At 43.2% G+C, this 14,122-nt stretch carries 12 protein-coding genes; 2 read left to right on the top strand and 10 right to left on the bottom strand.

Going from position 1 to position 14,122, the window contains the following annotated elements:
* Nucleotides 1–28 precede the first annotated feature (28 nt).
* Nucleotides 29–1,711 (bottom strand): aspartate:alanine antiporter, encoded by a 1,683-nt coding sequence (locus R7Z41_RS00700; protein ID WP_005378028.1) that lies wholly within the window; start codon nucleotides 1,709–1,711, stop codon nucleotides 29–31.
* Nucleotides 1,712–1,886: 175 nt separating this feature from the next.
* Complete coding sequence (locus R7Z41_RS00695) at nucleotides 1,887–2,153, bottom strand: GrxA family glutaredoxin (RefSeq protein WP_005378026.1); 267 nt, start codon at nucleotides 2,151–2,153, stop codon at nucleotides 1,887–1,889.
* Nucleotides 2,154–2,530: 377 nt separating this feature from the next.
* Here R7Z41_RS00695 and R7Z41_RS00690 point away from each other — a divergent pair, with 377 nt between their 5' ends.
* The gene (locus R7Z41_RS00690) at nucleotides 2,531–3,775 is read left to right on the top strand and encodes an iron-containing alcohol dehydrogenase (protein ID WP_005388646.1); all 1,245 of its coding nucleotides are present in this window, start codon (nucleotides 2,531–2,533) and stop codon (nucleotides 3,773–3,775) included.
* Nucleotides 3,776–3,851: 76 nt separating this feature from the next.
* On the opposite strand, the gene R7Z41_RS00685 is transcribed toward R7Z41_RS00690, so the two are convergent.
* The 5 genes from R7Z41_RS00685 to R7Z41_RS00665 form a co-directional block, all read right to left on the bottom strand.
* Nucleotides 3,852–4,706: a MurR/RpiR family transcriptional regulator gene (locus R7Z41_RS00685; RefSeq protein WP_005378021.1), complete on the bottom strand. Its 855-nt coding sequence runs from the start codon at nucleotides 4,704–4,706 to the stop codon at nucleotides 3,852–3,854.
* A 311-nt stretch (nucleotides 4,707–5,017) separates the two neighbouring features.
* The gene (gene panP, locus R7Z41_RS00680) at nucleotides 5,018–6,664 is read right to left on the bottom strand and encodes a pyridoxal-dependent aspartate 1-decarboxylase PanP (RefSeq protein WP_318136293.1); all 1,647 of its coding nucleotides are present in this window, start codon (nucleotides 6,662–6,664) and stop codon (nucleotides 5,018–5,020) included.
* Between the two features lie 211 nt (nucleotides 6,665–6,875).
* Nucleotides 6,876–7,388 carry a hypothetical protein gene (locus R7Z41_RS00675; RefSeq protein ID WP_017634875.1) on the bottom strand — a complete coding sequence of 171 codons (513 nt, stop codon included), beginning with the start codon at nucleotides 7,386–7,388 and terminating at the stop codon, nucleotides 6,876–6,878.
* Nucleotides 7,389–7,596: 208 nt separating this feature from the next.
* Nucleotides 7,597–8,502 (bottom strand): lysine exporter LysO family protein, encoded by a 906-nt coding sequence (locus R7Z41_RS00670; RefSeq protein WP_053303185.1) that lies wholly within the window; start codon nucleotides 8,500–8,502, stop codon nucleotides 7,597–7,599.
* A 146-nt stretch (nucleotides 8,503–8,648) separates the two neighbouring features.
* On the bottom strand, nucleotides 8,649–9,569 hold the full coding sequence (locus R7Z41_RS00665) for an HDOD domain-containing protein (RefSeq protein WP_025766846.1): 921 nt from the start codon (nucleotides 9,567–9,569) through the stop codon (nucleotides 8,649–8,651).
* A gap of 369 nt (nucleotides 9,570–9,938) precedes the next feature.
* Between R7Z41_RS00665 and R7Z41_RS00660 the strand changes: the two genes are divergently transcribed.
* Nucleotides 9,939–10,526, top strand: coding sequence for a TfoX/Sxy family DNA transformation protein (locus R7Z41_RS00660; RefSeq protein WP_005378007.1), 588 nt, complete (start codon nucleotides 9,939–9,941; stop codon nucleotides 10,524–10,526).
* A 193-nt stretch (nucleotides 10,527–10,719) separates the two neighbouring features.
* Here R7Z41_RS00660 and R7Z41_RS00655 read toward each other — a convergent pair whose 3' ends face one another.
* The 3 genes from R7Z41_RS00655 to R7Z41_RS00645 all read right to left on the bottom strand — a co-directional run bounded on the left by R7Z41_RS00655 (nucleotide 10,720) and on the right by R7Z41_RS00645 (nucleotide 13,994).
* Complete coding sequence (locus R7Z41_RS00655; protein WP_005378006.1) at nucleotides 10,720–11,268, bottom strand: hypothetical protein; 549 nt, start codon at nucleotides 11,266–11,268, stop codon at nucleotides 10,720–10,722.
* 291 nt (nucleotides 11,269–11,559) lie between these two features.
* Entirely contained in the window at nucleotides 11,560–12,057 is a 498-nt protein-coding gene (locus tag R7Z41_RS00650; RefSeq protein WP_005378005.1) for a response regulator, read from the bottom strand.
* Nucleotides 12,054–13,994 carry an ATP-binding protein gene (locus tag R7Z41_RS00645; protein ID WP_053349539.1) on the bottom strand — a complete coding sequence of 647 codons (1,941 nt, stop codon included), beginning with the start codon at nucleotides 13,992–13,994 and terminating at the stop codon, nucleotides 12,054–12,056. Before R7Z41_RS00645 ends, R7Z41_RS00650 begins: the two co-directional genes overlap by 4 nt.
* Between the last annotated feature and the right edge of the window lie 128 nt (nucleotides 13,995–14,122).

The following is a 14,122-nucleotide window of genomic DNA, read 5'->3' as shown; positions in this document are numbered from 1 at the left end:
TTTTTGTATTTCATAGTCAAAGTGAGTATTAACTTAGTATTATCAGAATCGTACCAGCTAGCGTCATTAAAATATTCGCAATCGCATAGGTACCCGCATAACCAAGGGCTGGGATGGTGGACTTAGCGTAGTCGTTAACGACATCCATAGCCGGAGCGCAAGTACGGGCGCCAATAATGGCACCGAAGAGCAGGGCACGGTTCATCTTGAGTACGTGTGCGCCAACTAAGTAAGCCAGAACTACAGGCACAACACTGACAATAAATGCCAAACCAATGACTTTTGGTCCTACTTGCGTTAGGTGCTCGAACATCTTTCCACCTGCACTTAGACCAATTCCGACCATAAAGAACATTAACCCTAGATCTTTGACCATATTCAGCGCCCCTTGTGGGACATAACCGAAAGTAGGGTGATTTGCTCGTAAGAAACCAAGCGTAATACCGGACAACAGAAGACCCACCGCATTACCCAAACTGAAAGACACCTGACCGAACGTCATTGTGATGAGGCCAAACAGAATACCCAAAATAAAGAAGCTACAAAAAGCGAGCAAATCGGCCATTTGACTGTGGATCGAGATGAAACCGATTTTTTCCGCCAGTCCATGTACTCGGCTTTTCTCGCCGCTCACTTGAAGGACGTCCCCTTTAGCGAGCACAATGTCTAAGTCCATAGGCATTTCAATCTGAGCGCGAACTACGCGGTTTAAGAAACAGCCAAACTCAGACAAATTCAAATCCGATAAACGCTTACCAGCGATTGCGTCACTTTTTACGACGATTTCTTCTTCAACGATGCGTAAATCAAGCAAGTTACGGTCGAATACTTCTTTACCATTACGGAAGCTAGGGTCTAAGCGAGCATGGCTGTCAGGGAAGCCAACCAGTGCAATTTCATCTCCCTCTTGCAAGATAGCATCACCATCTGGGTGGGCGAGAATACCATTTCGGCGGATTCGTTCAATGTAACAGCCAGTTTGACGATAAATACCCAGTTCTCGTAAGTTTTTACCATCAGTCCAGTCAATTAGCTCTGGGCCCACTCGGTAAGCTCGAATAATGGGTAAATACACTTTTCTCTGGCTTGAATTTCCAAGGCCACGCTCTTGTGCGATTTGCTGCGCGGAATCAGAAAGGTTTTGTTTTTGCAGTTTTGGCAACAATTTAGCAAACATGATCATGCTAATTAAGCCGACCAGATAAGCCATCGCGTAGCCTACGGATAGATTTTCTAATACCAGAGAAAATTCCATATTCCGCGGTATAGTCGCAAGGCCAGAGTTAAGAGCATCTTGTGCACCAACCAGTACTGGCGTTGCGGTCAATGCGCCTGCCATCATACCGGCGGATAAGCCAAAATCGAGGCCGAAATAGTGACTCAAGCCATACGTTAAGCTGACCGCAGACACGAGAACAGTCATGCTTAAAATAAAATAATGCTTACCATCTCTGAAGAATATACCAAAAAAGTTTGGTCCAGCTTCAATGCCAACGCAGTAGATAAACAGCATAAAGCCAATGGTTAAAGCTTCTGCATTAAATGAGAAACCAAGGTGGCCCATTACCAAAGAGGTAATAAGAACGCCAATAGAGTTGCCTAATTGTAATTTGCCAAATCGAATTTTTCCGATGGCAAGGCCAATGGCTAATACGACGAAGATTAGAAGGATAGGGTTTTGCTCGAGAAGGTATACGACGTCTATGTTCACTGTGTGGCTCGGTAGAGTGTGTGCCAAAAAAGATTAAGAACTGTGAATTGTAACTAAATATAGCAAAAAGATAAGTGAATTTTTTTAGGTTTTACCATTAGTTGACTTAACGTAATAACCAGCTGAAAAATAATAAAAAAGCCGCATGAAGCGGCTTTTTTGAAAACAGTCTTTATTACTCGTCAAATAGACCTAGGTGCTCTTTCGCGTATGCTTCGAACTCGTCGCAGCCACCGATGTGCTCTTGGTCGATAAAGATCTGAGGAACGGTTTCAACTGGTTTACCAACTGTTTTCTCAAGATCTGCTTTAGAAATACCTTCAGCGTGAATATCAACGTAACGGTAGTTGAAGTCATCACGTTTTGCTTTTAGCGTTTCTGCGTGCTCTTTTGCACGAACACAGAAAGGACATGCAGGGCGACCAAAGATAACAACGAACATAATCTTATTTCTCCTAAATCTATTCTTTTTTGAAAGCGTACAAAACATAGCGGCTGAGTGCGCTTTCTTTTGTTGGAGTAACTATGCCCGATCCAGATACGGAAATAAAGCGGCAATTACCTCTTGGTTCTATAGGTGAAATCTATCGAATAAAAACTAAACGCACGTGCTTATTTTACGACTCTGAAGTATGTGAAGTGACGCATAAAAAACATACATTCTAAAGGGTTAATGATGGCAAGGTGGAATTGGTCAATTTTTTTTGTTTAAAAAAATAGCAATCTATTTTGGCTATACGCAAATAACTTCAACTCTTACATAAGTGTTAAATCAGAGGGCGAGAGGTTATTTGGGTATATTCTTTTGGGAGGGTGTGTATGTTTCAGTTTATGACTGCAACAAGGATTATATTTGGTGAAGGTGCACTTCAATCTTCATTATCCGTTATTAACCAATTTGGCTACAGTGTTTTGCTGGTTACTGGGCAGGATACCCAACGAGCCGCCCCCATTATCCAATATCTTAAAGCTCAAAATATGCGTTACCAGCACGTAGCTATCGTTGGTGAACCATACATCACGATGGTAGAAGAGACCGCAGTGCTCGGTAGAAAATTCCAACCTGATATGGTGGTTGCGATAGGTGGTGGCAGCGTCATCGATATGGGCAAAGCCTTAGCTGCCATTATTCCCAATCAAGGCAATGTTTACGATTACGTAGAAGTGGTAGGAAGAAGCGTCCCTTTAAAAGCAAAGCCTCTTCATTTTATTGCAATTCCTACGACAGCAAGCACCGGTTCAGAAGTGACCAGAAATGCTGTGCTGAAATCTGGACAAGATAAAGTGAAAGTGAGTCTTCGAAGCCCTGATATGCTCGCAGACGTTGCCATTGTAGACCCGACACTTACTTACGGGACCGACCAATACACATCTGGACGTGGCGCAATGGATGCGTTCACTCATTTAATGGAAGCGTATGTGTGTGGTGAGCCAAACCCTCTTACTGATATGGTCTGCGAAGAGGGGCTACGCCGTTTAAGCCGTTCAGTGATTGCCGCTTGTAAGCAAGATAATCATAAGGCGCGCTCTGATTTATCGTTCGCTGCATTGCTTGGTGGTATGGCGATTACTAATGCCAAATTAGGTGCCGCTCATGGGTTAGCATCGGCGTTAGGAGGCAAGTTAGACGCCCCCCATAGCGTTATTACGGCTCGCCTAGCTCCGCACGTGATGCAGGAGAACATTAACGCCGCTAAACTCGCGGGTAGGAATGATGTGATAAGTCGTTATCGCAAGCTGGCCCAATTAGTCACTGAGCGAGTAAACGCGAACGAACACGATGGAATTCTTTGGGTAAATATGGTGCTAGATAAGTTAGCGTTACCGCTACTGGCTCAATTTGGAGTATGCCAAACCTCTTTTGAGCAAGTGGCGAATGATGCGCTTAAATCGATGGCAATCAAAGGGAATCCTTTACCCCTGAATCAGGAACGTTTGATTTACATATTGCAGCAAGTCTGTGATTGTAGCGGAGAGTGCGCAGCTGAGAGTGCACAACATGTCAGTTCTGTTGAAGTACTGGAATCAAGAACGGACTTATCGAGTGTCAACGACTTAGGGTGATTGCTCCCTTAGCAGCATTAAAACAAAAGGGGAGCCTTGAGCTCCCCTAGATAAAGTATTGACTAAGCTTTAGTGCTTAGTACTGGCTTAGTTTGTCATAGCGACTGTCTTTCAACGCATCTTTTACGCGTTTTAGGTTCTCACGGAAACCTGTACCACGGCGAAGAGTGAAGCCAGTTGCTAGCACATCAATCACTGTCATTTGTACAACTCGGCTTGCCATTGGCATGTAAACGTCGGTATCTTCTGGAATATCGAGCGTGATGGCCAGCGAGCTTGCCTTTTCTAGAGGAGAATCCTTCGCTGTAATCGCAATAACCGTTGCGCCATTTTCACGAGCAAGGTTCGCTATTTCTACCTGACTCTTTGTTCGACCGGTATGAGAAATAAGAACCACAACATCATTATCACTGCAGTTGATACAACTCATGCGCTGCATAACAATATCTTCAAAACAAGTAATTGGAATATTAAAGCGAATAAACTTGTTTTGTGCATCTCGGGCGACAGAAGATGATGCACCAAGGCCAAAGAATGAAATGCGCTTCGCTTGCGTTAGCAAATCGACCGCACGGTTCACTTGCATTGGATCTAGGCTATTTTTCGCGACATCTAAACACGCCATCGTCGATTCGAAAATCTTATGGGTGTACGCGTCTGGGCCATCGTCTTCTTCCACATTACGGTTAACGTAAGGGGTGCCGTTGGCTAGGCTCTGTGCCAAGTGAAGCTTAAAATCTGGAAAGCCCTTGGTGTCCAGACGACGACAGAAGCGGTTTACAGTGGGCTCACTAACGTCGGCCATTTTAGCCAGCGTTGCAATGCTTGAATGAATTGCAGTTTGTGGAGACGCCATAATTACTTCCGCAACTTTGCGCTCTGATTTACTGAAATTCTCCAGGTTTTTTTGAATTTTTTCTAATGTATTCATAGTGTTCACGAGGGTATAGAGAACAACTCGCTGGCTCTGCTAACGAAAGGAAACACGAAGATTCCGGAGTAGAGTGGGGCGTTAACGAAAACAACCAGCTCCATGGAATCAGTATAAACCTGATCTTCAATCAGTCTAAACCAATAACGGGTACTATTTAGTGAGAATTTGACAGGCCTCAAACAAAATGTTGTAAAAACTACAGAATTGGATGTGTAAACGAAGTTTTGTTGCGCTAGTCGCACGATAATGATGTTTGAGTTACATCAAAACGAAAAAAAATTTCAAATTGATGTAACTCGATCTGGCTGTTAAGACGATTGAATATCAACAACCAGCTGTTGAATCCTTTTCATCAAATTTGGTGCTTGCTTGGCGATTTCGCGTTGTTCATCAAGCACTGAGCTCAAAATTTCTTTTGTGGTCAGTGGATTTGCCAAAACCACTCTAAACACTATCGTATTCATGCGTTGCCATTGGTCTGGGTTCAGTCTTGTACGTGAAACGAACGATTTGCCCGTTTCGCGCTGACGCTTTTGAATAAACTGTGTTAACTCATTGATCAGCCCATTCAGTTGTTCTTTTTGTGAGCCTTCTGCTTGTGCTAATGCTTCACGGATGAATGGCGACAAATAACGGTATGTGAGCAGACAAAGCTCTGGTTCAGAAACCAATTCGAAATCATCTTGCTGTTTGATTAAATCCGCAAAGTAGCGAGCTTTTTCAATGCTTTGGTCAATAAGAAGCTCATAACCTGGGCGACTTATGATGTGCATTGCGGCGTAGACTAACATCGCCATACCCGAACGTGAACCTTCTAATGTATGGCTGCCTAGGTCTTTTGAACCTTTTCGCAATATATATTGAGCGTGATGCTCTATGGATTTCATTGCGTCAGGGTCTTTGAACAGAACCATACCAGCGCCCATCGGGATGTAGAGCTGCTTGTGCGCATCAATAGTTACTGAGTCTGCCATTTCCACACCTTTAAGAAGGTGACGGTGATGGTTAGACATAAGTGTTGCGCCACCCCATGCGGCATCCACATGGAAGTGACAGCCGTGAGCTTGGCAGACTTCAGCGATTTCAGGCAATGGATCAACATTACCTGTCTCTGTTGTGCCAGCCACACCAATAACAGCAATAGGCTTGATGTTTTGTTTTTCGAGCTCAACAATTTTCGCTTTCAGGTCGTTGACAATAATACGGTTGTTGGCATCGGTTTTAACCGCAACCAAACCCTCTTGGCCTAGCCCTAATACATCGGCTGCTTTCTTAAGGGAGTAGTGACCACGCTCAGACACTAGCACCGCTAAGCCATCATAGCCATAGTGCTTCATGGCTTTAAAAAGGCCTTCCTTTTCCACGCCTTTAAATGAGCCATTGGCTCTTAACGCTTTGTTACGTGCTACCCAAAGCGCAGTGATATTGGCAATGGTGCCGCCGGAACAAAATGCGCCTAATGAGTGGTTTGCACTGTGCATCCACTGATTGTAAAACGTATCATTCTGACCATATATCAAGCGATGCAGCATACCCAAAACTTGACGCTCAAGTGGCGTAAAGGCTTTGGAAGTCTCTATTTTTACCAGGTTTTGGTTTAAGGCGATCATGATCTTTGACAGTGGCATCAAGAAATAAGGCAGTGCCGATGTCATATGACCAATGAAGCTTGGTGAAGAAGTGTGAACTGAGTGCGACACCAAAGTGTCGAGTAAGTGCTCTGTATGATCTGACACGAACTCTGGCTGCTCAGGAATCTGAGCAGAAGAAAAGTCTTTTTCGATTTCGCGTAAAGGCTTTTCTTCTGCCACGATGTGTTCACGAAGAAATTGATTTAGATTTCGCGAGAGGCTCTCGTCAATTTTAGTTAACGTTGAGTCCGGACCTTCTGGGACAGTGAAGATCTTTAGCAAGCTCTCAAAGCTAACATCAGCGGTTTTTTGTTCCTTAACCATAGCAAAGAATCTTTGTAGTTATTTTGATAATGCGAGCGGCACAATCTAAACTAAAACGGGCGCAAAGTCCCGTTTTAATTGTTGAAACCCAAGTTGTAGAAATGAAAATTTTAGGTGAAGGTTACGATATTCACATTAAAAAATTCTAGATTGAGTACGTTAAAACATTCTAATGTTTTCGAATGCTAATCAACGACTAATGCGAGCAATCTTAGTCACATTTCTGCTTTTCAATCTTTTCTATTGACTGATTGTACTTATTAAGTGCGGTATCAATTTGTTGGGGATGACTAAGCAGATCAGCGAATGCTGAACGAAGCTCGTAGTTTTTTGGATGGTTAGTTGATTGACGGTCGCTAAATGTCTGTTTTGCAACTTCACCTAACTTATCGCTTCGGGTCGCTAACTGCTTAACGTCATGTTGCTCTAGTTTTAACCATGCTTCGATTGGTTGTTCCGTCGCAACGCGGCTAGGGTCGTTCTCTAGAAAGTAGTGAACCGCTTCGCGGTTTAATTCAAAGTGATGTTTACGTCCATCCAAGAACCATTGACTCACTTCTTTCAGATCTGGATATTGGGTAACCGTCAAATCAACAAGATCTTGATACCACTGTAGTGAGGCATCGACGTAGCCATCGTATTTGCTAGCAAGACATTGTTGATCTGCGGCAAGCGTAAAAGTTGAGCTTGTAGCGAGGAGCGCTGCAACGACAAAGCGTTTCATTCTTCTTCCTTCTGGTTGTTATCCCTTTATTAACGCAATGCACATCAGTTGATGTTTCTCCCTTCTTTCTATTTGGTCGTGACAAATCGTTGGGCTGAATGACGAAAAGAAAGAGGGGTCTTGCCAAAAAATATTGACCACTTTGACGTTAACTGGGTATTTAAATTTTTGCCGTATTGTAATGGATGTTAAAGCGAAAACCTGAGATCTAGCTAGCAAGTGATACAAAGAAAAGCATCATAACTGGTACCAATAAACTCAAAATAAAGCCGCTAACGATAGCAACAGGAACACAACGCACACCACCGGTGGTTTGAATAACGGGTAGGGTGAAGTCCATTGCTGTTGCACCGGCGTAACCAATTGCGGTGCACGGATAGCTACGAATAAAGAGAGGAATGGCAACCAGTGCGACTAGCTCTCTCATCAATTCAATCAAGAACGACGCGCCACCAAATACCGGACCAAAAGCGTCACCCATTAAAATACCTGCGAGTGAATACCAGCCAAAACCTGAAGCCATTGCAAGTGCTTGATAAAGAGGAAGATCCAAAAGCACCGCTGCAAGAAGGCCACCAAGCATACATGTTGCGATGACAACAGCCGCAATGGCCATTCCTTGTTTATTTAATAGGATTTGACGCAGAGTAAGTCCACTATTGCGCAGCTGAATACCAATAAAAAATAGAAGTAGAAAGAGTATCCATTCGCTTGCTGTATCTACCCAACTCAAATCAATGGGTAACAGCAGGCCAACCACTAACCCTCCGCCAACGACCACGATAAGCTTAACTGACTCTAAAGCCATCGAAGATAACGGTAGCTTCTTTTGATTCTGATTGGTCTGGAGTGGAATAATTTTATCAATAATAGGCAGAGCCAACAGGTTGCAGGCACTTAGACACAAAAAAAACGTACTCGCATAGAGGAGAATACTTTGTAAGTTGCTGCTTAAATTATCGAGCGCCGCCAAACTAAGACCCATCAACGACAAAATGACGTAAATAAGGTAGGACGTTGACTGATTGATCTTCTCCAATAACGAAGATCGAGATATAGGAATTAGATACCCCACCACAAGCGGAGCGAAAATAAATAGCATCCCTGAAAACATAAAGCTCAATGATTCCTTTTTGAGATAACATCAACACGCATAAATCAAATTATCTATCGGTTGAAATTAGAGATATTTCACCACACACAGCTCAGCCTTGAGCGAATCGTTTTATCACGGATAAGGTATTATCAGAAAGCGATAAATTACAAACCGCTAGCATTGAGTACAGCACGGATTTGATCATTGAAGTCAGTATCACTCATGTTACTAAGTTCATACAAGACTTCTGCACCAGTTAAGTTGAATTCAACTTCGTGTTCGTCAATGCGTTCATCGTGATTGCGAAACATCAATAAATGATGCGCAATTCTAGCGATGTCGAGATAACTCACTTCTGGTCGCGTTAATTCGTATTTTTCGTTTGAGGATACTTCTCTGAAGTCGTTGTCAAATCCCCAACGCTCAAGCACTAGTTTACTTGTGGCAGAACAACGTGTTTGGAAGATTTGCAATGCAATATCTGGGTCTAAGTAATTGCCCCTATCTAAGTACAAGTGGTACTCATTAATTAGGCAAAATAACCCAATATCGGCTAATAGACCGACCAATAACGCCTTTTCTTGCTCTAGATGGCCATAAGTGCCTGGCTCGTGGCTACGAAACGATTGAACCAACATCACCATGACAGCACCGAGCTCACGCGATATCGCGGCACTCTTCACCAAGATGGCATTGCATTCTTTAGTGAGATTAACTGAGTGTTTAAGTTGCTCAATCGCTTGTGCGGTAACAATATCACGTACACGAAGTATTCCGAGACGAGATACCGCTGTAGTTAAGTCGTTGCAGGTGATATTTCTGCGATTGAAAATCACCGAGTTAGCGACTCGTAAAACGACCGCTGCTAATCCGGGATCTTCCAATAAACAGTTAGCAACATCGGCAATCGTGGTGTGTTCTTCGACACATAACTGCTGAATTTTAAGCACGACATCAGGAATAGGAGGTAACGAAATCTTACCCGTGGAGATGGACTGTTCTACCAGCTGAGCAAACTCGGATTCCAGTGCGTTTATAAGCTTATCTTTATTATTTGGCAGCCAAAAAAATGATAAATGTTCCATTGTGACGCTGTACTTGAGATCTTTCGTACAGTGTACCCTTACAGCGTATTCTTTATCAATTAAATGCGTATTATGTGCCCGTAATTGCCAGCGAGATCATAATGATGGCGCGTTTTAGGCATGCTATGCGTCAAAAAAATATCACCACACAAACAATAAGTGTGAAACTAATCACGTATGCAGAATTTATACTTTTTTATATGTGACCTATGTCCTAACTTATTTTTCAACGTTAAGTATGATTAAGCAAGTTGGTGAGCACAACTCACAAAAATATCGCCAACAAATCGACATTTATAATTCGCTATAAGCTGCTGTTTATCTGGTGACATCGCTAATCGGGGTAATTTATTCAGATTAAAGAGGTCAATGGACATGACAGACCAAGCTTTTTTTAAATATGTACGCACCTTCAGTGAGTACCAAAAACGTTCTATGTTCGGTGGTATTGGTTTATTCACCGATGATGCTATGTTTGCGCTTGTCAGCAATGATTGCTGCTACTTACGTGGTGGTAATGGGCTAGATGAAGTGTTTACTCAACTGAGCTGTGAGAAGTATAAGCACGTCAAAAAACAGACGACGGCAACCGTAAATTATTATGATGTAACCGATTTATTCGAATCCGGATATGTAGGGCTTGATGAACTGGTACAGAAATCAATTGAATACTCAATTAAGGAACGGAAATATCAAAAGTCCTCTGCCAGTAGACGCTTAAGAGACTTACCCAACATGCAACTAACCCTTGAACGTATGGTCAAGAAAGCCGGTGTTGATGACGTAGAAACCTTTTTAGAACTTGGACCTGTAAAAGTCTTCAACAAAGTTAAAACGGCTTACGGTAATGATGTTGATGTAAAGCTACTGTGGAAATTTGCTGGTGCAACTGATGGCGTACATTGGAAACTGATCCAAGAGCCGCGTAAAAAACAGTTATTGGCACTGTGTGACTAAGCGAAGCTGATCGCACAATGATTGACTCGTTTCGATGGAGTTAGCGGGTCGTAAAGGCAAGTGTGAAAAGCGGAAAAAGGACGTTGAAGTTTTTTACCACTTCATTGAGTTAGTCATTAAATTAGACAAAAAAACCGAGGCAGAGACCTCGGTTTTTGTTTTTTTAATTTGCCCTTTTCTTATAGCACAAATCTTAAAACTTAAAACGCGTAGTGAACATTACCTGATCACCGTAAAAATCGTTGATACGTGCTTCAGCACCCAAAGAGAAAAGCTCTGTTGAGTGGAATCGAGCGTAGGCAGAGCCAGTCCAATCGTCATCGTTATCGATAGAAACGTAGCCGACTTTGCCGCCTACTTCTAATTGAGGGCCCAACCATTGGCGAACACCTAAGTTAAGCTCCATACCAACATCTGTGCTGCTCTCATTCGAAGGTTGCACAACGCGCATTAGCATTTCACCAGTAAGATCTGCCCAGTTGTTTAGCGGAGAATGGAAGCCAAAGCCTGCAGCTGAGTCAAAATCACTTTCAAACTCAGAGTCAATACGAGCAATAACATGCGCGTTCGGGTGAATTGATTTGCTGAATCCAGCACCAAATGTCACAGGACTTGCGCCAATACGTGCTTCGAAATAGTCGTAGCTAAAGTTGCTCATAGTTGCTGGCGCATTGCGATCGTTTGCAGCTAGGGCATGGCTTGATGCCACTAGTAAGGCAGCGGCTAATAGTGTTTTACGCATAACTAACGATAAACCTTGTTCATTATTTCCATGGATTCAAGCAACCACTTGAACCGTAATCTGATTTGTCCGACATCATAATAAAAAGGAAGGTCCACGACCAACAAAAATGTGTCGATGTTTTGTCAATTAACTTAATAGTTCCTTGGTTTAAGCAAAAACTACGCCATATACGTAGTGTCCGAGAATTTCACTCGGACAAGTAATGATGTTTTTCTAACCTCATTCGACTATGCGAGGTTAGGTGGTGCAATGAGCATCGTTGAGTTCAAGTTAGAACCAAACACTTTATTACTCGCCAAAGCTTGCTCTTCTTTCTGCCATGGCGTTGAGGATTGCCTCAGAATCAAGGATTTGAGTCCAGGATAGCAGGTTATCATCATTCTCAATCACAAACGCGGTAAGCTGAGACACGATTGCTTTTCTCAATGCTTCACCTTTCCAAGGTTTGGCAATGTAATAATCGAGACTCGCGTTATTTACGGCTTCTACGGTGTCTTCCAAACCAGCTTGTCCTGTGAGTAAAACTTTGCGCGCTGCTTTTGTGTCACCATTTTGACTGAGTTCGATTAAGAAGCTGATCCCAGTTTGTTCCGGCATAATGTGGTCACATAAAATGAGCGCAAGCTGAACTTCTTCTTCCGCCATCTCCTCAATCACTTGCCGAGCTTCAGTCACCGATTCCGCTCCTTCGACGACAAAGTTCTCCTCGAAGGGAGCAAGATCTTGGAGCACGCTATCCAAGACTTCTCGTTCGTCATCGACACATAAAATTAGATACTTGGTCATGTTTCATCTCCTTCTTCGATGACTGGTAACCAGACGGTCATTCGTGTGAACTGGCCGATCTCTGATTCGACGTCAATCCACCCTCTGTGTGCTGTTACGATTTGCTGGCAGATGGACAGCCCGATGCCTAAGCCAAAATTACCTTCTTTTTTTGTGGTGAAGTTCAGCTCGAAAATGGCGTCTCTTTGCGATTCAGGAATGCCACATCCATTATCTTCAAATGAGATAACGGCATAATGTGTGTGCTCTTTTTCTATAAGGCGTGTTTGTATGTTTAACACACCTTTCTCTGGAAATGCGTCAATGGCGTTAGAGACCAAGTTCGTCCACACCTGTTGGAGTGCGATCGGTTGACAAAGGATGGAAGGCAAGTTTGCATAGTCGGTTGAAACTTGGTGCATTTTTAATTTGTTCTCGAAAATCACCAAGGTGTCTTCAATGCCCTCATGAATATCGGCATAGTGCAGGGTCTCATCATCTGACCGAGCATATCCTTTCAGGCTTTTTACCATATCAGCAATTCGTGCTGCACAGACATTAATTGAGCGAAGTGTAGAACCTGCTTTGTGGTATTGCTCTAGTGTATTGAGAGCATGATAAGACGCTTTCTGCTTTCTCGTTAGTTGGGTAAGTAGCTCTTGATCGGACTCTAATCCAAGGCTCACCACTTTTTTTGCCAATGCTCGGTCTGGAAGAGTATGGCTAAGCGCTTTTACGCGTGATCTGAGCTCGGCGGTTGAAGCGGGTTTTGAGGTTTGCGCTTTGCTCAGTAATTCAATGCCTTTGCTTTGTATATCGGAACTGGGCGCATCGTTAAGTAATCGTTCTAGCGTATGCGTTAAATTCTCTACGCCCCTCAATATCGCGGCTACTGGATTGTTTAGTTCGTGTGCCACTCCCGCAACCAATTGGCCAAGCATCGCCATTTTTTCTCTTTCAATGAGCTGCTGGTGGGCTGATTCTAAAGATTCGAGCGTTTTTTGAAGTTGCAGTTTGGTGTTGATGCTTCTTTGCAATCGGCGGTTGAAGTGGCGTAAAAGCAAGTTTGTAAAAAGAGGCAGTAAGTTTGAGTCGCTTTGCATCACTTTATTGAATACGTTGCGATCGAGTTTGATAACTTCTGTTTTGGTTAGTGTTAGAGCTGTCGAGAAAGAACATTCCCCAGTAACAAACGACATGCCTCCGACAATATTCCCTTTGTTATGGCGTACAACCTCTCGCTGCATGCCTTGCTCATCGCGCTTGTACAGAGCCACTTCACCTTCGGTGATAAACCACAAAAAGCAATTTGGCTCGCCTTCCACGGTTAATAAGTGTTCAGGTGAGTATGTACGGCACGCTCTTGTTTCGTCATTATCTTTGAAAAATTGCTGGAGAGCGGAGATCACTTGCTCGGCTAACTCGGCATCAGACATCGAGTGGTAGTCGTGTAAGAATCCGGCTTGATAATGGCTCATCTGGTTATTGATGTGCGCTCGCAACAAGCTGTGATGATCCAATATCTGACTGTAACTTAGCAGGTCTTCTTTGCCATTTCGCAAGATAAATTGGGTCAGCTCTTTTTGCACTGTGTTAAATAAGACGTGATCTGGCAAAGGTTTAGTGAGGCAGTGGTCGAGCCTGCCCTCATTAACGGCAGTGAGAATTGCCTCTATATCAGACGAGCAGCTAATAAGAATTTTTCTTGCTTGCTCGGTATGTGGCATCCGGTCTAAACCAATAAGAAAATCCACGCCGTTAAAATGAGCGTGATGGCTCGCTATAACTAAAGCAACAGTCTGTTCTCTTTCTTCTAGATACTCTAAAGCGCTTTGAGCCTCTTCTATCGATTCGACAGAAAAAATATCAAACTTACTTGAGAAGGCAGACAGCTCCAATCGAAACTGTTCAGCACTGATTGGGTTGTTGTCGAGACACAACACAGCATAACGATTCACAGATGTTTTAGCTCCGGTTAAAACTTCGCCACGCAAACTTTAACAATAAAAGGACATGATGAGTGGGAGCCAAGTATGATTCCTGATTAATGGACTAGAATAAGCATCAATAGTCTGATTTGTCTCAA

It is taken from the genome of Vibrio sp. 1457 (genome assembly GCF_033340195.1).
Taxonomy (GTDB): Bacteria; Pseudomonadota; Gammaproteobacteria; order Enterobacterales; family Vibrionaceae; genus Vibrio; species Vibrio alginolyticus.
This window is presented reverse-complemented; position numbering and strand designations above follow the sequence as displayed.